Raw genomic sequence first — 20,931 nt, forward strand, 5'->3', positions numbered from 1 at the left:
TCATTCACTCCTAGATTTCAGGACCACCGGGATAACAAGCATCGACAACACGGTTGTTAGAACAGCGATTAATGATGAACCCCCTACAGCATATATGTAGCCTGAAGAAGCTGAGCCTACAAGGCTTATTATTTCACCTATTAAACTATACAATCCAACACCATATCCGCCACGATTCTTAGCGAATGCTAGGAACAGGTTTAAATCTATTATATCGTTTGCCAGGTATATTAATCCGAGAAGGAACCCTATCAGGACACTGTTCCTTATATTATTCAAGATCATCAGCACAAGAAGCCTAACTAGGATACCTATTGCGAAGGAACCCTTCTTAAACACTAGGTTGGATCGGACTGCGATGTATAGGCTGAAAGCTATAAGCCTGCCCAGCCCATAAACCATTAATACATCATTAATGCCTAGTTCCAACACCCGTGTTAAATAATAAGGGAGGGGTGTCCATAAGTATTCATTACTAAGCCTGAAGCCAACTAGGGCGAGAAGTATTAGACCCGAGGGCACAAGAGCTGATGCATATATTCTTGTAGATAACGGTATAGAACCATTTATCTCCAGGTAGGAGAGCGTGAGAAGCCCCTTGACGGGTATGAGGATCATTCCAAGCATTGATTCAAGCCTGTAGAGCACTCTCTCTATTTTCAACCGGGGTTCATGTATCACTAACAACCCTGAGAAGTGTAGGAGTGTGAATAATACTGCTAGATATATGTATCCGGATGTAACAATCGTGGAGAACCCAACTAGGGCTAGAGATAGTATGATCACCGACTCGGATAGCAGTCTAAGCCGTGAAACCATTATCGATGCTTTGCTCCATGAGCCACTATCCCTGGTCTCGAAAATATATGTGTTCACGGCAAGCCTTGTTGAGGCAAATACTAGTGTGTGAATCATGTAGGTTACATAGATCAACTGCTTCGAGTGAAATATCAAGGAGAAATACATCAAGGCCTGCAGCAGAGCCATCGAGGAGCTACCTATATACCATAAGAGCCTCACCCTCCCAGCATCGGCTAATCTATCCATGATCCTCACTACAGGTATGAAAACAATGGTCCACAAAGCGTTCAGTAATCCGAGTTCCACAACACTGAAATTAAAGTGTTTAACAGCGATCAGGTTTATCAGCAAATCCATTATCGAAGCCAATCCTATGTTTAAAGCCGCCACAGGGAGATCCATGAAGCAGCACCAATCACTCCATGTAATATACATGAAGTTTAAAAGTAGATAGGTCAAAGTCTTTTTGGTGTTTAAAGGAGGGGTTATACTGAGTTGGTGGGCGGGGTGGAGCCCCCTAGGTGAAACCATGAACATAGTATAATTAGAGCGAACACCTGGGGGCAAACGGTTCACTGGTTTCCTGCATCTATTCCGGGTTTACATCTCTCGTATGCCGGGTGGTCGGCGGGCTAGCTTTCGCCCCATCCCAGCTATAGCCTCGCCAAGCTGTTTCTGGTTTTATAATGGTTTGTAGTATTGGTGATAGTCTTCTGATATATTATTGCATACACACCTTTCCTATACTTTCTGTATATGATGTTTACACGGCGAACTATCGAAGGCTACAGGATCATCAAGAACCCGGAGCACGGGGTTCACGGAAAACAGGGATAGGGTAGCATGCATAAACCTATTCCTGAAGCACTCAAGATGTGATGTCACCCTGAACGCCCTCAAGCCGTATGCAAGCCCAAAGGGGATACAGGGGGAACAAAAACGAGGGGATGAAACCAATTTAAATAAGCCTATACCTATATAAGACCTAACCCCTTTAACATAGAGCTCTAACTAAATATTTCATGAAGAGAGATGAAAACATGTAGTCAAGGTGGCTTCATTGAGGGGATCCCTTGGGGAAATGGGTGAGGAAGCTGTAATAAATCTTATAGCTGATAAACTGATCAGCAAGCCTGAATCGGGCGAGAGTCTCACATATCCCGATGATGCTAGAGATTTACTGCCAAGAGGCCCTAGGTTAATATATTCCATGGATGCTTATAGAATAAAATCGCTTATGCTTCCATGGAGGACCTGGAGCGATATTGGGTGGATGGCTTTAACCGGTGCCCTTAGCGATGTAGTGGTTAAAGGCGGAGTGCCTAGTGTAGCAATGATTGGGTTAGGACTTAGCAGTGAAACAGATATCCTGGATTTAGAGGAGCTGGTCAAGGGGCTCCGTGAAGCGAGTAACTACTATGATGTGAGGATTACAGGGGGAGATACAAATGAAAGCCTTGATCCATGGATAGCTGTCTCAGTAATGGGGTTTACAACCTGTAAACATCCCCCAAGTAGGCGTGGAGCTAGGCCAGGCGACATCGTTATCGCCACGGGATCTTATGGCTCGATGGGTTTTGTAGCACTCCACGGTGTCGTTGAGGCTGGTGGAATAAGCTGGGTCGTTGATAACACTAAGAGGGTGTATTTGAAGCTCGAAGTAGCCAACGTGATCATGTCTACTTATAGATTCATTCATGCTTCAATGGATGTAAGTGATGGACTTGGATATACCTTGGAACAACTCTCAGAGCTCAGCGGGTATGGTATACTCCTTGAGAATCTCCCGGTACACCCAGCAGGACTTAGAGAGTATTGTAAGAACAGTATTGAATGCATGTGGAGGCATGTACTAGTTGGAGGAGAGGAGTATGGTGCCGTGCTAATTGTCGCTGGAGAGTACCTGGATAAAGTGGCTGAGGAACTAGATTACTATGAGATACCATATAGTATCATAGGGAGGGTGGGAAACATATCCCCGGGAATATATATTAATGGAGCCAGGATCACTGTGGAAAGATGGGATCAATTCAGGGGGTGGGGGAAACGTTTTCCAATGGGTGATGCCCGGTAAGCTAGCTCAATCACCTATGCCTAGATTAAGTGATATCCCTGCACTAACACGATACTTTACCGGGGTAGTGGCATTAATGGATCAGTATGATGCACCGTTAAACTATGTTGAATCACTAGCCAGCCACGGCCTGAAGGTCCTATACATACCTACTAGGGATCAACATCCTGTTGAACTACTCGATCTCTTAAAGGCTACTTTCTTCATAGAGTACCATGTAAAAAACGGTGGAGCTGTTCTAGTACACTGTGTCAGCGGGCTCGGGAGGAGCAGTGTGGTTACGGCGTCATTCCTGGTCTTCAATGGTTTAACCGCATATGACGCAGTTATGGAGTTGAGGAGTATTATACCAGGGGCGATTGAAAACCCTTGGCAGGTTAAAATGGTTAGGACATACGAGGTCTTCCTGAATAGCCTAAGTGAGCTGGGGTTACTCCGTAGTGTAGCCGACTGGATTAAAGTAGCTGACTCCAGGATAACTAGGCATTTATCCAAGGTCATCCAGTTCCACATAGAACTACACGACCCTCTTCACATTAATACTCCCTGTATGAGGCAAGGATTAAGGCGGCTCATCACCGCGTACTTGTCTGGGAAGAATATACTGAGCCACATAGACGAGGAACTATGCCTCCCAGAAACACTAGACTACGATTACAGTGGTAGAGTGGTTACATTATACATAGATACCGTTGACAAACCAGTTGTTACGCTATTATGTGATGACGATTGCAGTGCAATAACTAATAAAGCAATGGAGTGCAGGAAACATGCATTAGAACTCCTCGGAGGGGATATTGTTTTCAAGTGGGATTACTACTCCAATTATGTTTAGCCAATCTTCTTGGGAAAGCCCGATCATTTCATAGTGGTTTCATTGATGTGCCTAGGTTTCCCAGCTCGCTCCACGGGTTCATGTGCGGCTGCCGAGCCCAACGGCACGGGGCTCTCATCTAGGTCAATCCAGGCTCGGAGTAATACTCCATCACCTAGGCTGGGATCCATATCCATTGTCACCTATCAACCCAGTATAAACCCCTCGAAACTCGATCACCGTTTCCCACGTTCCAGGAGGATCATTGAGAAGGCGTTAACTAATTTCTCAACACTCTCAGCCACTTCACTAGAGATCTCTACTCCATAATCTAGGTTCAACGGTACTACACCAACCACGTATACTTCTTTAATACCGGCATCATGGAGCATCCTTGATAATAACCCAAATGGTATTGTATGAGTTGTCGCTAGTCTGTATTTCTCTGCTAGGGAGTCTTCACTAGCTATGATTATCTCTCCTGGCCTGGCCCCCCTATATATCACTGCATCAACTATCACCAGCTTCTCCACTTCGGCATTTAGTATTTCGCTTATACAGTTCTCTAAACCATACTCGCATTTAATGCATGCAATACCTCTTCCAACTAGTTTATCGCAGAACACCAGGCCTGCTTGATCATCCATCCTAAGAGGAGATCCTACACCAGCTACTAGTACTTTACCGCTTAAAATATGTTTAAGTAGAGTAAAAAACCCCTGTGGATCAGTGGTCTCGGGTCGTGGGCTACTTTGGTGCATTACTAGCCCTTCTTAAGAGGTCTTCCCATACTTTGTCAACGTATTCCTGGAATTGCTTTAATAGCTCCTTGTTCTCCGGCTTTAATAGGTGTCTGAACCTACCTTGGACCTCGATGTATTTTTCAATGGGTTGCTTTAAAGCCGGGTTCCTAGCTATCGCTAGACTCCTATCTGTCAACATATATCCCTGCTCAGGTGTCCACTCCCATAATGGGAAGTAGCATGTATCAACCGCTCTCCTCATTATCTCTACTGATATATCTGTTTCATGCCTCCATCCACGGTTACAATCACTTAATGCATGGATGAATGCCGGACCATTAACCTCTAAGCCCCTTCTAACCTTCTTCATGAAATCCATCCAGTGGGCTGGCGTAGCTGTAGCAACATATGGTATTCTATGGGCCACCATTATATCGGCTATCGGCTTCTTAGCCTGTGTTTTACCTGGTATCACTTCACCGGCTGGTGATGTAGTTGTTGACGCGAATTGCGGGGTTCCACCGGATCTCTGTATACCAGTGTTCATGTAGGCCTCATTATCGTAGAGTATGTATAATACGTCGTGACCCCTTTCAGCCATACCGCTTAAAGCCTGGAATCCTATGTCAAAGGTTCCTCCATCACCGGCAAACACTATAACATCCACGTGATCATAAGGTAACCTCCCGGTTTTCTTCAATGCCTTAATCGCTGATTCAACGCCTCCGGCAACAGCCGCAGCGTTCTCGAATGCTACGTGGATCCATGGAGCAGCCCAGCTTGTATAGGGAAATATCGTGGATGCTACCTCGAGACACCCGGTGGCGTTAACGAATATCGTTGGACCTCTGAGAGCAAAGCTAGCTAGCTTTACTACCAATGGTGCAGTACATCCAGCACATAGCCTGTGACCAGGTAATAGCACCGGCCTCTTTTGTTCAGCCAGTTGCCTGAGGTTGAAGTTTAACGGTATCTCGCCCTTCCAACCCGGTTCGAAAATCCATACCTTGTATGCTGGCTCACCCTTTTTAACAGGGAATTCTGGCAGAGTTTGAACCGTCATGGCTACTCCCTCACCCCTAAGTACCTTATCTTCCTTTCAACACTTTTGGACTCTAGGTCTTTCTTTACTTCTTCAATCATCCTGTAGACTAGTGAGGGTGGCAGGTCTCTCCCTCCTAGGCCGTAGATGTAGTCGAGTAGCAGTGGTCTCTCATCGAGATCATATAGACTTACCGCTATATCCTCGTATAGCGCGCCAAACGAGCCGGGTCCTATAGCTTTATCCATTACAGCCACTATTTTAGCGCCTGAGAGTATTTCTGCTATATCACTGTATGGGAAGGGCCTGAACATCCTTATCTTTAGCAATCCTATCTTCTCCCCCTTTTCTCTTAGCTTCTTCACAACACTCCTGATTGTGCCTGCCCCACTACCCATCGCAACAATCACTATGTCGGCGTCCTCCACGCCATATGCATCTACTACTCCATCACCATATCTCCTGCCCGTTAGCTTATACCATTCTTCATTTATCTCCCTTACAACAGGAGGCACATTCTTCATGGCTTCCACCTGCTGGACTTTATGTTCAAAGTAATAATCGTATAGATCCAGTGAGCCGAATGTTAAAGGCCTGGCCGGGTTTAACACTAGTGGTACTTCCTCGCTGAAATAGTCTACTTTAACGTTTACCAGTTTCCTCGGACCTCCTAGGAACTCATAGACCGTGTCATCCGGTAACATGTAGAAGTTCTCCAGGGTGTGGCTTAGGAAGAACCCGTCAAGGTTTACGGCGACAGGTAATTGTACACGTGGATCCTCCGCTATCTTGAATGCCTGTATAGTGGTATCATACGTCTCTTGCACGTTTTCCACGAATAACTGTATCCATCCAGAGTCCCTCATCAGGTATGCATCACTGTGATCATTATGTATGTTTATCGGTGCTGAGAGAGCCCTGTTGACAACCGCCATAACTATTGGTAGTCTTAGGGCTGATGCTATATATACTATTTCAACCATTAACGCCAATCCCTGGGATGATGTGGCCGTGAAAGCTCTGGCACCAGCCGCTGCCGCACCTACGCAAGCACTCATAGCTGAGTGCTCTGATTCAACCGGTATGAACTCCGTGTGTACTAATCCATCATTAACGAACTCCGAGTATTTTTCAACAATAATTGTCTGGGGTGTTATAGGGTATGCTGCCACCACATCTACGTAGCTCTGCTTTACAGCGTAGGCTACTGCTTCATCACCATTAGCGGTTGTTAAAACCTGTTTCTCAATAGGGATCTTCGGCTTGAACACGGTTTTCTCCATCACGCTTACACCTCCTCAAACTCGGGTACCATTGATATAGCTTTGACAGGGCATTCGTGAGCACATATCCCACAACCTTTACAGTAATCCAGGTTTACCTGTATCTTCTCGCCATCCCATACTATAGCCATATCAGGGCAGAAGAGCCAGCAGATCATGCACTTCGTGCATTTATTATGATCCACCACAGGCCTCAACGCACGCCAGTCACCAGTTTTAACATCTGTGGATAACCTATACGCTACCCCACCTATTGGCAGGTTTCTCCATCCTCTAGGCTCACTCATGCATCTACACCTCTATAGATTCCTCATAAGCCTTCTTTATTAAGGCAAGATTCTTTTCAGCAACAGGACCCTTAAATCTTGCCTTCACGGCTTTCTCAACACTATCCCATCCAACGACCCCACCATGCTTGAGTAGTCCACCTATCATGGCTGTATTAGTTATATTGGCCCTAAGTATTTCAAGCGCTAGCTTGGATGCCGGTACAAGTATCAGCCTGTAATCACCTTTTTTAATGCCTAGTTTCCCAATAACCTGGTCAATACTTCCAGCATAATTGGTTATAATAGTACCACTCCCCTTTAAGCCGCTCACTAAGCCTGGAGAGAGAAGGGTGTAGTCTAATACTACAGCTATATCCGGCTCATATATCATACTGTGTATTTCTATAGGTTCATCGCTGATCCTAGTGAAGGAAAGCATTGGTGCACCTGATCTCTCAGGACCAAATGCTGGAAAACTTTGAGCATGACGTCCCTCCAGAGCGGCTGCCATGGCGACAATATTACTAGCGGTCCAGGCTCCCTGGCCGCCTCTTCCATGCCACCTGATCTCAATCATCATTTACTGGTCACCATTTATTCTAACATGATAAGTTTATTCATACATGAATTAATAAAGGTTCAATATTATTGGATATCACATATTTTTTAAAGAGGCATATTGGTTTAAAGATTCGTATCTCTGAAACGCATTAAATTCAGGTCAATTTAACCAGGTGTTCTAAATACAGGTGTTCTAAATAAAGGCACCCCTGTTTTTGTAAAGAATATATATCGCGATGGATAAGAATAGTAATCCAGTAAGGCTTCCCACTAGGTACAATAATAGTATCATGTATACTGTTTCAACCGGTAAACCATATACCCCAGCTAGATAATTTATTTCACCTGGGTCAAGTAATGCCCTTGCAACGTACCCGATCATCCATGAAAATATGGCTAGGGGCAGCGGTGTCGACGCGTAAGCCAGCATCAGGCCCATTGAACGCCGCCTCCTCATGAAGTACATGGCCATTAATGAGGGGAGGGCTATAAGTAATGCTGAAACAGCATATATTTGCGTATAGGTTCCAGCCAGTACGAAGAATAGCATCATCCCGTATAAATAATACCTGTACCCCTTTCTCACATACTTTATTCTATCTGTGAAATCATATGGAATTGTTTTGCACCATTTTACTAGTTTCTCCAAGTCTTCAATGATTTCCCTGGTTAACTCCTTGCTGACGGATATCTTAGATGCTGTTTCCCTGGTTTTATCACTGATAAACCTAGCTAACTCTATGTTGTTGACACTGATCTCCCTAAGGGTTAATTCAAGGGACTCGATAGCTTCCTCGATTTTTCTCTTCAATCGTGGATCGCTCAACTGTTTTAGACTTAACAATGTCTCCAACGTGTTCAACGCATCTCTTAGTAGCTTGACGGACTCCAATATATAGTGACCCCCTTGTGAGGATGATTATGATTAAGGTGGAATAAAAAAGAATGGTTTAAGTATTTACTTCTTCTGCGCCTTAAGATTCTTCCAGATACACCAGGCCGACAAGCCCAGTATGAATAGCCATGATCCCAGCATGAAGACTATCCACAACTGCTCCATGTCTTCCACCTCTACTCGACCACTATGATCTTCCTGTTTTCAGCCAATTCCTTACCATATTTCTTCTTGATTCCATAGTATGTTTCAATCGCTCCGATGATCAATACAAGTATTATAGCTATCCTGGCGCCCACTATCAAGGGATCTGCTTGCGCGAAGACCCCTTGGTTATAATAATCTATTGTTGTTCCAACCAATAGTATTAATATGTATATCGGGGTCAGCGTCATTAATATATACTTGAATAATGATGGTACACGTATCAATGCACCAGTATGGAGCTCCTTCCATAAGTTATCTGGTTTAAACAGGTAGACTCCCACTATTACATCGAATAACCCAAGAACTACCAGCAGGTATGAGCCAACCCAGTTATCTAGTTCACCGAAGTATGTAAGAGAAGAGTCTAGCGCCACCGGTAATCCCAGCAAGAAGTACAGTATAAATACTATAAGTGACCCAAGCCTCCTATTGATGCCTAAGTCCTCCTCTAGTAATGCCACTAGATAATTATACATTGCTATAGCGGATGTCCACCCTGCGAAGAACAGTAGGAGGAACCATAACATGCCGAAGACCCTGCCTACATCACCTAGGGCCGTGAAGATATTTGGTAGTGCCATGAAAGCTAATCCCAGCGAGCCTTGTTTAACCACGTCTGGACCTAGATATGCGTATGCTAATGGTACCGCTATTGTACCGCCTAGTATTACCTCTGCCACCTCGTTGAGGGATGCTGTTGTTAAGCCTGCTAGTGCTATATCATCATCCTTCTTAACGTATGACGCATAGTTATGTATTATACCCATTCCAAGGCTTAATGTAAAGAATATCTGGCCCGCCGCAGCTAGCGAGATAACCCAGAAGTTGCTTCTCAATGTTTCAAAGTCCGGATTCCAGCTGTACCGGAGCCCGGCCCAGGAGCTCCAGTCAGGCCTCACCGGTGCTCCAGTTGTTATCGATCTTATTGCTAGAATAATGGCAAAGACATAGAGCAACGGCATCATGACCTTGTTAAATAACTCAATGCCTTTGGCCACCCCCCTATAGGCAGCTATAAAGAGTAGTATCATGGGTATACTCCATGTGGCAAGCACCATGCTAGTGTTAGCTATATGGTTATTGAAGAATTCTACAGTGTTTGCTCCATAGTATGACCCTGCTGCACTATATATAACGTATGCTGCTGTCCAACCTATCACATGGATGTAATAAGAGTTTAGCAGTGTGGTCACAGCAAAGGCTAACATGCCCCCTATAATGCCGAATATTAATGCTGTCCTAGGCTTAACCGACTCCCTGGCCATCAGGTAGAACATTGGACCGAGCGTTCCATGCCCGTATTTACCGCCATATCTCCCTGTACTCCATTCAACCCACATCAATGGTATACCCAGTAACAGCAATGCTATGAAGTATGGTATCATGAATGCGCCGCCACCGTTTGCAGCGAGTAGCCTGGGGAATCGCCAGAAATTACCTAGTCCAATAGCATTCCCAGCCATTGATAATATCAATCCGAACCTGGTTGCCCATGTTTCTCTTTCCCTACTCACTGGACCCACCTAACATAATACTCATTTTTATAGTATTAAGTATAAAAATATTAACTGAATTATAGAATAAATATTTCTAACCCACCAACGTTTCACTTTAAAAATAATAATTGGGAACATTAATTAATTGGGGTCACCCGGTAAACGCTGTCTACACTGTATCGCTGCTGTGCTGTCAAGAGCCGGTCTTTGGATTCAGCCTATACCCGGTTAACTTCGTTATCAGTATGGTGCACGCATTATCATCCGACACGTTTACAGCCGTCCTTATAGTATCAGCTAATGGATCGATAACCATCATTATACCAACACCTTCTAAGGGTAGGCCAATCACGGATAACACATATGCAAGCATTATTGTCCCGCCACCAGGTATAGCAGCTGTGGCCACTGATCCAATAAGGGCCGCCATTACGACCATGCCTAGCTGGGTTGATGTTAGATTTATGCCGAATAACTGCGAGATGAATAAGGCACTGAGCGCCTGGTATAAGGCTGTCACATCCATGTTAACGGTAGCGCCTATGGGGAGCGTTATATTGAATACTTCATCGGACACACCCATTTTCCTAGCGGCCTCCATGTTGAATGGGAGTGTTACAGCTGATGAACGGGTTGTGAAAGCTATTAGGAAAGGTGTTAGCTGAGCCTTAAAGTATACTATAGGGTTGAGCCCTCCTAGCATGACTATTATAGAATATATTACAATGAAATGGAATAGTGTGAACCCGTATTGTACACCAAGGAATTTCGCGTAAGCACCCAGCATGGCTGGTCCGTAGGATATCATCAGCCAGCCAGCATAGCTGAACACAGCTATCGGTGCATAGTACATTATAACTGATACGAATTTAACCATGAGGGTTGATAAGAGTGAGAGCATTGAAGCTATCTTCCTGCCTGGCTCCCCCATAAATACTACTGCGACACCCAGTATTATAGCGAAAATTATCATTGTCATAGAACCGGAGACAGTTAAGAGGTTTACAAAGTCGGGCATGAAGAATGAAAGCAGTAGATCCGGCCCGCTTGGAGGGGTTGGAGGCTGGTAGCCCTTAGGTGGTTGGAGACCCACCCCGATACCGGGTTGGAATAATACTCCACCAAGGACGCCCCAGAAGGCGGTAAGGATTGAGGTGATAATATAGAGGAACAGTATTACCGCTAATATCCTGCCCAGCCGTCTGGCACTTGCTATAGAGGATGTTGCGGCTGCAATAGTGAATAATATAAGGGGTGGGATAATTATCCTGATTAACCTAACGAATATGTCTCCTAATGCCTTTAGCCATGATGCAACAGTGGACGCTGTGTCTTTTGGAACGGTAATGCTTGTAATGTAACCAAACACTGTACCTATACAGAACGCTAGCAATATAGCTATTAAGAACCTATATGCTCCTCTTCTTGGGGAGGCGCTCATTGTAATTCATCTAAGTATATACACTAACCAAGTAACCTCAGGTATATGCCTAGATCATATATATTCTCGAACACTTTCTTTCTTGGATTCCACTTGGCAAATCCTATTATTTCATTATCTCTGGAGTCGACTATACTGACTAATCCATCCACGGGCTCATACTTCTCTATAATGCTTTCCAATAATATGTCGTTTCCGTAGAGGAAGGCCTTTACGCCTTTTTCCCCTACTAGTACTGCTGCCCTGAATCCTTTCGATGAGTATATTTTTTTAACCAGGGGTATTGAGGGTGTTATTTCTCCTTTAACTATGGTTGCCACCCATTGACCCTGGTAAATGGTATTTGTGCTGAATTCTCCGGCCCCGGCGATGATACTATGTATTATGCATAAATCATTAATACAAAGGTATTCTAATTCATCTCTATTAACTTTACCAATGTATTCTTCAGGGTTAACGTTGAATGTGTTCTTAAATAGATTATAGAGCCTGTTGTACAGGGTTTTCCCAATTCTTCCCGTCTTAAACTTTATCTTCCCCTTCATGACTTAATCCTCCTGATCAGGCATGTGGTAAACCCGAATAAGCCGTGTCTATGAGGCCATACCCTGATGCATTTCTCAAGGTCCCTGGGGAACTCCATTGACCTATAATGGGTGAGCCAGGGGCTATAATTGAACAGTTTTAATTCCGGCTCAATTATCTCGATATCGCTCCTTGAATTCAGTATCCTACTAAGAACGTACTCGTTTTCCTCCGGTGCAATACTGCACGTTGAGTACGCTAGTACCCCATTTTCATCCAGTAGATCTATTAATCTATCCAGCAACAATATCTCTCTCTTGGCAAGCATGGCCAGGTCTAAGATACTTGTTCGTGTTTTCCGCCCTGGATCCACAGATATCCTTCCCTCCCCACTACATGGTGCGTCCAGGAGGATCCTCTTAAATCTTCTACCTAGTTTCCCCGGAAGGTTTAACGCATTACTCCATGCTACTACTACGTTATCTAGTTTCATCCTTAATAGATGCCCCACCAGGGTCTTTAACCTGTATAAGACATAGTCGTTAGCGTATACAATACCTTTTCCCCGCTCCTTAAGGATTTGAGCCATAAACGTTGCCTTACCGCCTGGGGCGGCACAGGCGTCGAGGACGTCTCCTTCATAGTTATGTAGTAGGAGTAACACTGGTATCAGGCTAGAGGCATCTCTGTGGATATAGTAGTAGCCCTTTAAGTATTCATGTGTCGAGCCTATAGTGGGGCTTCTAGGGGTTTTAACTACCCAGAATGAAGCGGGAGCCCATGGTATTTCCTCTAACTGGAATCCCAGGGATTCTAGTCTCTCCATTAATTCACCGGGCCTTATAAGTAACGTGTTAACTCTGACAACTGGTTTAACAGGTTTTTCGAATGCTTCAAGAAGTTCCAGGGCTTCATCTGGGCCAAGCATCTCAAGGTATCTTTGAACCATGTATGGGAGATACCCGTATCTTAATGCCAACTCGACTGCCTGTTTAGATGGCTCCAAGTATATGTCGCGATATATCTCATAGAGCCTCAAGCAGAGGACCCCTCTTAACCCCTAAGCATCCCCATTAGTGAGCGGGCATTTTCAAGCATCCAGTGATCGTTATTGAAGAACACATATACTTTCTCGGGCTTCATCCTTACTATTCTTCCCGCCACCTCACGTAGCTCATCCATTGTGTACTCATGTCCGTACCATGAAGATCTTCCATGCATCCTTAAGTAAACTATCCCCATAATATTGGTAATCCATGAAGCAATGGGCGCATCTATTGACACTATCACTATAGCTTTATCAATCCCCCATGAGGCAACACTATCATTAAAGCATGATACATGCCTGAACTCAACAGCCATCCTGGAGGCTAGGTTGGATGCCTCATGGAATCTCTCAATCTTCTCCAGATTCTCCTTACTGCATGTGAATTGAGGAGGCATCTGGAAAAGATAGAAGTCAATGACATCATTCATCGGGGTGAATAAGTTATGGAACCTCCTCCATATCTCTAAGGCGTCTCTCCCAAGCTTCCTGTAATGGGTTATAGACTTGTGCACCTTAATACTCCATCTTATACCCCTACCCTTCCTAGCCCATGACACCACTTGATTCCTGTAGGGGAACCTGTAGAAGCTGGCGTTTAATTCAACAGCGTTTAACCCGCTTTCCCTAATATACCAGTCCAGTGAAGCCTCCTCATTCCAGTCATAGAGCCAGCCGCTAGTGCCTACATATACCTCCATCACTCTCTCCCAGTTAATATACTGGCTTCCCCGACTATATACTGACATATAATAGTATTCTAGTAGCAATATATGTAACTACAGTGGCTACTAGGAAACCAATATACCAGTATGATAGCATCCTTGAAAATAACCTGGTATTAACACTTGAGATACCTCTTCCCAGTCCAACCCCCATTATGGAACCAATGATTATTCCGACCATACTGCTCGGTAACCCAAGCCTGGTTACAATGAGTGTTGTCTGCGCGCCAGCTATGTTAGCAATGAGAGCTGACTCGGGATTTAATACAGTGATCTCTTCCCCAATAGTTTTCGCTACGCTAACACCCCATGTGAGGATTCCTGTGCTCAATCCTAGTGAAGAATAGGTGAGTATCAGTAGTGATTCAATATCATGATTCAACTCCCTTGAACCCAGTATAAGCATTAATGGTGCGGCAGCGTTTGCGACATCATGTCCTCCATGTGTAAAGGCAAGGATCGCTGATGAAGCGATGAGCATTCTATTATTGAACCTATTTACAACAGTATCTACATCTATCACTTCATGTCTACTTCCCCATATATTCATGTAGAGGTATATCATTATTGATGCTGTAAGGACAACGATGATCGATGACATGGCTGCGAGAATATATATGTTCTCCAGTAACTGCTCCGGTATAGCCATATATACGGCTGAAACAGTGAAGGAGGTGTATAGGAGCAAGAGGGGGAGGAATATCTTTACATAGATGTTTCTTCTCGAGCGCAGGTAGCTATATAGCCTATAATATATATAGCCGACCAGTAAGCCTATGAAAGGTATTAAAAGCCATAGAACAAATAACTCGAGAAGTAGGCCTGTATTAACATATTCCACACCCATAGCTAAACCTATTCCTGAAATAGCTCCCACTGTAACTATGCTTATACTAAACGGCATATGCTTTCTAGTCGCCAGGAACACTATTATAAATGAGACAAATAAGGCGATGACGAAGCCAGCGGTAATTATCCTCGACGATATCTCTGCCACGCTGATTATCTTGGAGGAAAGAGTTGAAGAAATGAATCTCCCGTAAGCCAGGCCCCCGATCAACTCGAAGATCGATGCGATCAACAAGGCCCTTCTTACAGGCAATGCACGCACACCTATGATTGTCCCAATGCTGTTTGCAGCATTGTTTGCCCCATCAATCCATGCAAGCATGAACGCTCCTACAAACCCTGCTAAAACTATTGGATCCATGAAGTAACCACCAGCCCTAAATACACTTGTTGCGTAGATATGATTTAGATTATTAAATCGTTTAAAATCGCTCCTAAATATATTTCACTGAGATTCACTTACCTCAGGATCAAGGCTCCTAGATATACAGGTAAATCAAGTCCATGAATTAAGTATTTTGGAGAAGTATCATGGATGAGGGCATTAAAAATATGTTGGGCTGTGAATCCTTTGCTTACAAGCTCCACGGGAGAAAAGTAAAAGGTAATAGTCATCAAGGAAAACTAGTAGAGGCGTCGAGAGAATAAAACGTGTTCAAAAATATTAAGAATTTAAAAATAATTTAGAACCCATAACAGGCTTCTCATAGCTTATTTTATTACTACTCCCTTTATGCTTTGAATCCACTCAGGCGTTGCCTCCTCTATGAAGGCCTTAGCTAGTAATGATGCATTGTAAAGGTCTCTTAAATCCACTACTTCAACAGGGCTATGTATATACCTTGAGGGAATAGAGATCGTTCCAGCAGCAACACCCTCCTTGTTTAAAGCTATTGTTGAGGCATCGGTTGTACCACCTGAGATCACATCTAATTGATAAGGTATCCTCTTTTTCTCGGCAATGTTCACCAGGAACTCAACCACCTTTGGATGCGCTATCAACCCACTTGCATTTCTCCCATCAACTATCTTTATAGCTGGACCATATCCTAGCCGAGTGAACCACTCGCTTTTAGCTACTCCGGGTACATCGCTTGCTATGGTTACATCTATCGCTAATGCCACATCCGGTGAGATACCGTAAGCCGACGTCTTAGCCCCCTTTAACCCTACTTCCTCCTGGACTGTTGCAACGAAATAAACGTCTACATCGTGTTTCTCAAGCATTTCAAGAGCCTTTAACATAACCACGACGCCAACCCTGTCATCGAACGCCTTACCGGTTATCCTGTTCCAGCCTAACTCAGCTACCTCTCTATCAAATACAGCTATATCGCCGACTCTTATACCCATCTTCTCCACTTCCTCCTTTGATGACGCACCAACATCTATGAAGAGTTCCCGTAGCTCCGGTACTTTCTGGGCTTCCTCCGGCTTAATTACATGAGGAGGCTTTAACCCTATCACACCCCTGTATAGTCTCCCATCCCTCGTCCTAACAACTACTCTTTGGTAGAGAAGAGTCCTCTCGAGTACTCCACCTATGGGTATAACCCTTAGAAACCCGTCATCCTCGATGTGAGAGATGAATAACCCTATTTCATCCATGTGGGCTGCGATCATGATTTTACCAGAGCCCTTAGAGCCCTTCCTATATCCAACTACGTTCCCCCATACGTCTATCCATAGTTTATCTACATGAGACTTCATCAACTCGGCAACGAGGTCTTTCACTGGGTCTTCTCTCCCACTAGGAGCATGAAGGCTGGTTAGCTTCTTAATTAACTCTATGTACTGGCCCCTCCATTCCAAGGTGTTCACCAGTGTAGATATATATTTACATGTAGAATAAAAATATACCTTGATCAGTGGAAGAGAATGCTCAATACTTTCTCTGTATCAAGTAGCTTATTATAGTTTGGTAACTCGATTACATTACTGCCTATCAACGCAGATACTCGCCCCTTTTTATCGAAACCATATAGAATATACATCGAGTCCACTTCAGCTCTTAAAACACCGTTTTCAAATCCGAGCAGCTTTAGCAACTCCATAACGATCTTATACCTTGTTAAACTCCCCCAATAAGAGCCCTCTTCCTGGAGTTCGTCCCGCTGACGAGGCAGAATTAATCCTAGAAGCATGCCTCTAAACGATATTTTTTTCTGGCTCTTTTCCCTCTCACTGATTAACTCCTTCATACTATGCCTTGTAGACTCATATAGGTTTAGGAGGTATTCCTCAACTCCTTTCTTACTACAGGTATCCCTATCAGCGTTTACGGTTCTAAAGCTCTTACCTGTGCCGGGCATTATTTCTCCCGGGCTCGTTTTTGAATTATATGAGAGTAGGAGCCTAGATTCAGGCTTGTCGCTCTTGGAGTAATTGTGAAAGAAGCAGTCAATGCAGTAAAAGGTGTCGGAGTTATATGGTTTAACAATAGCTGTTTCAACCCATATGCATTGATATATGCTTCCGCATTTATCAACTAATCTCTCAGCAACACCTATAAAGCCCTTCACATCAGATCCCTCTATAATGTTACTAATGTTATTATGATGCCCTTTTTGATTTTCTAGAATTGTTAAGCCTATATTATACATTTAGCAAGCCCAGCAGCGTAAATACATTCACTACAGCCTACTTCATTACCATAGCAGTCGAAGATGTTTTCATCAACGTACCAGCAGTTAAACGTTGATAGATTGCAGTCTGAGCACCAGGGTATGTTCTTAGAGAATTCTTTTCTAGTATTCCTGAACTTAACGTATTCGGGCTTTAACCATATATCTCTTAAATGTTCCCTCCATAGGTTGCCGAAGATGACCCTACGGATAATCTTATAGTGGTTGTTTATGAATAACGGGTGCTCATATGCTAGATCCATACATGGAGATACTAGTCCATCATACCTTATATATGCATAATCCTTATCGATATAGGGACATGTACGCTTAAGTGCATCAGCGTAGACGCCTGGTGCATTAATGATCAATCCCCTCTCCTTTCCTTTCGCCTTAGCCTCATCCAGGATTCTTATGGTTTCCTCAAGTATGTTTTTCCTCTCTAATGCCTGTCTGATATTGAATATGTTTAAGCTGTATCCCTTCTCCACTGCTTTATTATATATTTCATTATATATTGTATGCCACTTCAACTCCTGGCTTGAGTACTGGCTCTCAACGGTCTCTCTAAAGGCTAAGTGAGATATTTTCTCCCATTTCTCTAGACCAATATCCTCTATAAGTCTAACAGGGTATTCGCTGGACAAGCTATAAAGGATTTGATCTGCCAGGGTACTCGTGTATGTCACCAGGTGACTTATAGTTAACTCGCTGATCCCTAGCTCCACAGCCTTATCGACTAGGCTGGGTAACTCCGCTAGATTTTCACGCATTAACACGGTTGCTATACTTATCTTGCCATCGTATTTACTAGCTATCTTCACTGATTCAGCTAGATGCTGGAAGAGAGTAAGAGAGTATTGTGAAACACCTACTCGTATCTTGTTTAACTTGACAAGATCGTTGCTATCAATGCTGAACACTAATTCGTTAAGTCCATTTCTAAATAATTTATCAACAAGCTCTGGTGTAGCTAGGGAGCCATTTGTCACTACCAGTATATGAGTTGAACTACCATGCTTCTCCCTATATTCCTTGATAAAAGCTGGAAGCTCTGGATGTAGCAATGGTTCACCGAACCCGTAAAGTGCTAATCTCTCTAATGCATCATCGATTTCATTAACTATTTTACTGAATAGCCTAGGGCTCAGTAAACCATATTTTTCATCCTTCCAGGTTCTCCTTACACACATTATACAGGTGAAGTTACAATTATTGGTGACCTCCACCTGTAGACTACGTGGCATCTTACTCATTAGTACTATCCACCTGCTATTGGAGGGAATATAGCTATTACATCTCCATCCCTAAGCTTTAACTCCTCGATAAACTGTATGTGTCTACCATTTACGAGGATTATCCTATCACTCCTATATCCCTTACTCGGCAGAGACTTCATCAATGAAGTCTCTGCCGAGGATTTCACCAGCTTTCTCAATAGCTTCCCTAAACTCATCACTCTCTACTTCAACCTCTATCTCGCTTACACCATATTTCTCTCTAAGGGAAGCAAATAAGCGTATTTTAACCTTGGCCAAGAGAGAACACCTTTCCAGTTCAAGCAAGTCTAAAAAGCCTTATAGATAAAAAAATCTTAGAGTTCTATCCCAAGCTCCCGGAGTTTCTCAATAGTGGGGACTCCATTTATCCATCCTCTTAACTCATAGTACTCCTTCAACATCATGTCTAGTTCAACTACCTGCCCCTCAGCAGGTCCTTTAGGCATAGGCTCTCTTAACAGTCTAGGTGGTAATGTATCGTCTTTGGCTGAGAACCCGTAGAGGAACATTATATATCTCTCTAGGTTGTATATTCTCTCACCAATAGTCATGATCTCCTGCTCGGTAAGGCTGAATCCTGCTACCGCATTGAATAGTCTAGCATAGTCTCTAGCACCTATCTCGAATGTAGTGAAGAGGCAGTTGACAGCGGAGTTTACGACTGATGTTAGATCCTGGAAGATCTTAACAAGTTTAGCCTTCCCCTGTGGGCTTAATGGATCTGTTTTCTCGGGTAAACCAAGTACTTCTGATGCCACAGTGTATCCTGATACATGACAACCTCCTCTATTGGCGGTTGCATAGTTTAACCCTATTCCTTTTATAGCTCTTGGATCGTATGCCGGCATCTCTAACCCCTTAACACTCATGCTCAGCTCTGGTGCACCATACATCTCTGCAAGCCTCTTGCTTCCAAGGGCAAGTCTTGCTCCAAACCCAGCTCTATAAGCTGTCCTCCATACAGCGTCGACTAATGCGGCTGGATTACCGAATCTCAGATCTATGCCCTCTAGATCCTCACTTGGTATTAATCCTTTCTCATAGAGCTCCATGGCCGTAGCAATGGTTGCACCCATGCTTATAGTGTCTAATCCTAGCTCATTACAGAGATGGTTCGCCTTTATTATTGCCTCAAGATCCATTACACCAGTATCATTGCCGAGCGCCCATATTGATTCGTATTCTGGGCCCTCACTGTATAGTACCTGGTATGGCCCAAACTGTACACGCGTCACCCTGCCACACGCTATCTGACATCCCCAGCATGGTCTGCGCTTTATAAGGTATTTCGATGCAAGGGTTTCGCCGCTTATCTTATCTGCCTCAGGATTGTAGCCATACTGCCAGTTCTTATAGGGTAATCCACCGATCTGATTTATTATGTTCACCAATACTGCTGTACCATACTGTGGTAAACCGCCTCCGGTTACAGGGTTTTTCCTTATTCTCTCGGTCATTTCAGTAACAAGCTTTCTATACTCCTCTGTGTTAGCTATTTGAGGCTGATTATCGCCTGCTACAACAATTGCTTTGAGCTTCTTTGAGCCCATTATAGCTCCAACACCTGTTCTACCGGCTGCCCTATGCTCATCGTTGATTATTGCTGCAAATAACACTTTATTCTCGCCGGCTGGACCAATACATGCTACGCTGGTATTCTTATGGTTAACCCTCTTCTTGAGTATGCTTGTTGTTGTAAAGGTATTTAATCCCCATAGATCACTAGCATCGCGAATATCGACGTGCCCATTAACTATTTCTATGTAAACAGGTTTCTCGGCTTCGCCCTCAATGAACACCAGGTCATATCCAGCAAACTTTAAGAATGGACCAAACTCGCCACCGCTATTCGCACTTGCCACAGAGCCTGTAAGCGGGCTCTTTAAAGCCATTACATGGTATCTACCTGGCGAGGGAACACCAGGTATACCAGTAATAGGACCAGTTGCAAATGCCAGCACATTTTCTGATCCAAGTGGGTCTATATCTCTTGGTGAAAGACCTTTGTTCATGTATTCCTTCAAGTATTTCTTGTATAGAACGTAGAGGGCGTACCCTTTCCCACCAATGTATTTTTCAGCTATACTTGGATTAACGTATTCTTCATGTATGGTTTTATCTGTTAGATTAATGAATAGTATTTTACCGGCATAACCTCCCTTCAAAAATATTTCACCATATATAATTGTGTTAACCGATTATGTATATTCTTTTCATTATCTTTTTTAATTAAAAATTCCTGAGATGCTATATGGCC

22 protein-coding genes are annotated in these 20,931 nt (G+C 43.7%); 2 read left to right on the top strand and 20 right to left on the bottom strand.

Features of this window, described 5'->3' with window-relative positions:
- Entirely contained in the window at positions 1 to 1,203 is a 1,203-nt protein-coding gene (locus SPHMEL_RS03855; RefSeq protein ID WP_042667430.1) for a hypothetical protein, read from the bottom strand.
- 649 nt (positions 1,204 to 1,852) lie between these two features.
- Here SPHMEL_RS03855 and SPHMEL_RS03860 point away from each other — a divergent pair.
- Both SPHMEL_RS03860 and SPHMEL_RS03865 read left to right on the top strand, forming a co-directional pair.
- Positions 1,853 to 2,875 carry a thiamine-phosphate kinase gene (locus SPHMEL_RS03860; RefSeq protein WP_084322147.1) on the top strand — a complete coding sequence of 341 codons (1,023 nt, stop codon included), beginning with the start codon at positions 1,853 to 1,855 and terminating at the stop codon, positions 2,873 to 2,875.
- Positions 2,865 to 3,710 carry a protein-tyrosine phosphatase family protein gene (locus SPHMEL_RS03865; protein ID WP_042667431.1) on the top strand — a complete coding sequence of 282 codons (846 nt, stop codon included), beginning with the start codon at positions 2,865 to 2,867 and terminating at the stop codon, positions 3,708 to 3,710. Before SPHMEL_RS03860 ends, SPHMEL_RS03865 begins: the two co-directional genes overlap by 11 nt.
- 23 nt (positions 3,711 to 3,733) lie before the next feature.
- On the opposite strand, the gene SPHMEL_RS07325 is transcribed toward SPHMEL_RS03865, so the two are convergent.
- The 19 genes from SPHMEL_RS07325 to SPHMEL_RS03950 all read right to left on the bottom strand — a co-directional run bounded on the left by SPHMEL_RS07325 (position 3,734) and on the right by SPHMEL_RS03950 (position 20,839).
- A complete protein-coding gene (locus SPHMEL_RS07325) occupies positions 3,734 to 3,880 on the bottom strand; it encodes a hypothetical protein (RefSeq protein ID WP_198011714.1) in 147 nt (48 codons plus the stop codon).
- A gap of 45 nt (positions 3,881 to 3,925) precedes the next feature.
- Entirely contained in the window at positions 3,926 to 4,450 is a 525-nt protein-coding gene (locus tag SPHMEL_RS03870; RefSeq protein ID WP_042667432.1) for a hydrogenase maturation protease, read from the bottom strand.
- On the bottom strand, positions 4,437 to 5,495 hold the full coding sequence (locus SPHMEL_RS03875; RefSeq protein ID WP_042667433.1) for a thiamine pyrophosphate-dependent enzyme: 1,059 nt from the start codon (positions 5,493 to 5,495) through the stop codon (positions 4,437 to 4,439). Before SPHMEL_RS03875 ends, SPHMEL_RS03870 begins: the two co-directional genes overlap by 14 nt.
- Positions 5,496 to 5,497: 2 nt before the next feature.
- On the bottom strand, positions 5,498 to 6,757 hold the full coding sequence (gene porA / locus SPHMEL_RS03880; RefSeq protein WP_042667943.1) for a pyruvate ferredoxin oxidoreductase: 1,260 nt from the start codon (positions 6,755 to 6,757) through the stop codon (positions 5,498 to 5,500).
- Positions 6,758 to 6,762: 5 nt separating this feature from the next.
- Positions 6,763 to 7,044 carry a 4Fe-4S binding protein gene (locus tag SPHMEL_RS03885; protein ID WP_014767309.1) on the bottom strand — a complete coding sequence of 94 codons (282 nt, stop codon included), beginning with the start codon at positions 7,042 to 7,044 and terminating at the stop codon, positions 6,763 to 6,765.
- Between the two features lie 4 nt (positions 7,045 to 7,048).
- Positions 7,049 to 7,606: a 2-oxoacid:acceptor oxidoreductase family protein gene (locus SPHMEL_RS03890; RefSeq protein WP_042667434.1), complete on the bottom strand. Its 558-nt coding sequence runs from the start codon at positions 7,604 to 7,606 to the stop codon at positions 7,049 to 7,051.
- Positions 7,607 to 7,780: 174 nt separating this feature from the next.
- On the bottom strand, positions 7,781 to 8,479 hold the full coding sequence (locus SPHMEL_RS03895) for a hypothetical protein (RefSeq protein WP_042667435.1): 699 nt from the start codon (positions 8,477 to 8,479) through the stop codon (positions 7,781 to 7,783).
- A gap of 179 nt (positions 8,480 to 8,658) precedes the next feature.
- Positions 8,659 to 10,203: a sodium:neurotransmitter symporter family protein gene (locus SPHMEL_RS03900; RefSeq protein WP_042667436.1), complete on the bottom strand. Its 1,545-nt coding sequence runs from the start codon at positions 10,201 to 10,203 to the stop codon at positions 8,659 to 8,661.
- A 175-nt stretch (positions 10,204 to 10,378) separates the two neighbouring features.
- A complete protein-coding gene (locus tag SPHMEL_RS03905; protein WP_042667437.1) occupies positions 10,379 to 11,626 on the bottom strand; it encodes a dicarboxylate/amino acid:cation symporter in 1,248 nt (415 codons plus the stop codon).
- Positions 11,627 to 11,649: 23 nt separating this feature from the next.
- Positions 11,650 to 12,171, bottom strand: a complete 522-nt coding sequence (locus tag SPHMEL_RS03910; RefSeq protein WP_012608252.1) for a hypothetical protein — start codon at positions 12,169 to 12,171, stop codon at positions 11,650 to 11,652.
- Positions 12,168 to 13,190 carry an RsmB/NOP family class I SAM-dependent RNA methyltransferase gene (locus SPHMEL_RS03915; protein ID WP_012608253.1) on the bottom strand — a complete coding sequence of 341 codons (1,023 nt, stop codon included), beginning with the start codon at positions 13,188 to 13,190 and terminating at the stop codon, positions 12,168 to 12,170. Before SPHMEL_RS03915 ends, SPHMEL_RS03910 begins: the two co-directional genes overlap by 4 nt.
- Before the next feature lie 14 nt (positions 13,191 to 13,204).
- Positions 13,205 to 13,897, bottom strand: a complete 693-nt coding sequence (locus tag SPHMEL_RS03920; protein WP_042667438.1) for a DUF72 domain-containing protein — start codon at positions 13,895 to 13,897, stop codon at positions 13,205 to 13,207.
- A 34-nt stretch (positions 13,898 to 13,931) separates the two neighbouring features.
- Positions 13,932 to 15,131 (bottom strand): inorganic phosphate transporter, encoded by a 1,200-nt coding sequence (locus SPHMEL_RS03925; protein WP_042667439.1) that lies wholly within the window; start codon positions 15,129 to 15,131, stop codon positions 13,932 to 13,934.
- A 350-nt stretch (positions 15,132 to 15,481) separates the two neighbouring features.
- On the bottom strand, positions 15,482 to 16,582 hold the full coding sequence (locus SPHMEL_RS03930; RefSeq protein ID WP_042667440.1) for a M42 family metallopeptidase: 1,101 nt from the start codon (positions 16,580 to 16,582) through the stop codon (positions 15,482 to 15,484).
- A gap of 53 nt (positions 16,583 to 16,635) precedes the next feature.
- A complete protein-coding gene (locus SPHMEL_RS03935) occupies positions 16,636 to 17,292 on the bottom strand; it encodes a hypothetical protein (protein ID WP_042667944.1) in 657 nt (218 codons plus the stop codon).
- 68 nt (positions 17,293 to 17,360) lie between these two features.
- Positions 17,361 to 18,650: a radical SAM protein gene (locus SPHMEL_RS03940; protein WP_084322149.1), complete on the bottom strand. Its 1,290-nt coding sequence runs from the start codon at positions 18,648 to 18,650 to the stop codon at positions 17,361 to 17,363.
- 5 nt (positions 18,651 to 18,655) lie between these two features.
- Positions 18,656 to 18,793 (bottom strand): MoaD/ThiS family protein, encoded by a 138-nt coding sequence (locus tag SPHMEL_RS07525; protein ID WP_232216753.1) that lies wholly within the window; start codon positions 18,791 to 18,793, stop codon positions 18,656 to 18,658.
- Positions 18,774 to 18,932: a MoaD/ThiS family protein gene (locus SPHMEL_RS07530; protein WP_232216754.1), complete on the bottom strand. Its 159-nt coding sequence runs from the start codon at positions 18,930 to 18,932 to the stop codon at positions 18,774 to 18,776. Before SPHMEL_RS07530 ends, SPHMEL_RS07525 begins: the two co-directional genes overlap by 20 nt.
- 56 nt (positions 18,933 to 18,988) lie before the next feature.
- A complete protein-coding gene (locus tag SPHMEL_RS03950; protein WP_042667441.1) occupies positions 18,989 to 20,839 on the bottom strand; it encodes an aldehyde ferredoxin oxidoreductase family protein in 1,851 nt (616 codons plus the stop codon).
- Positions 20,840 to 20,931: the final 92 nt, after the last annotated feature.

The sequence above is a fragment of the Desulfurococcus amylolyticus Z-533 genome (assembly GCF_000513855.1).
In the GTDB taxonomy this organism is placed as follows: Archaea; Thermoproteota; Thermoprotei_A; order Sulfolobales; family Desulfurococcaceae; genus Desulfurococcus; species Desulfurococcus amylolyticus.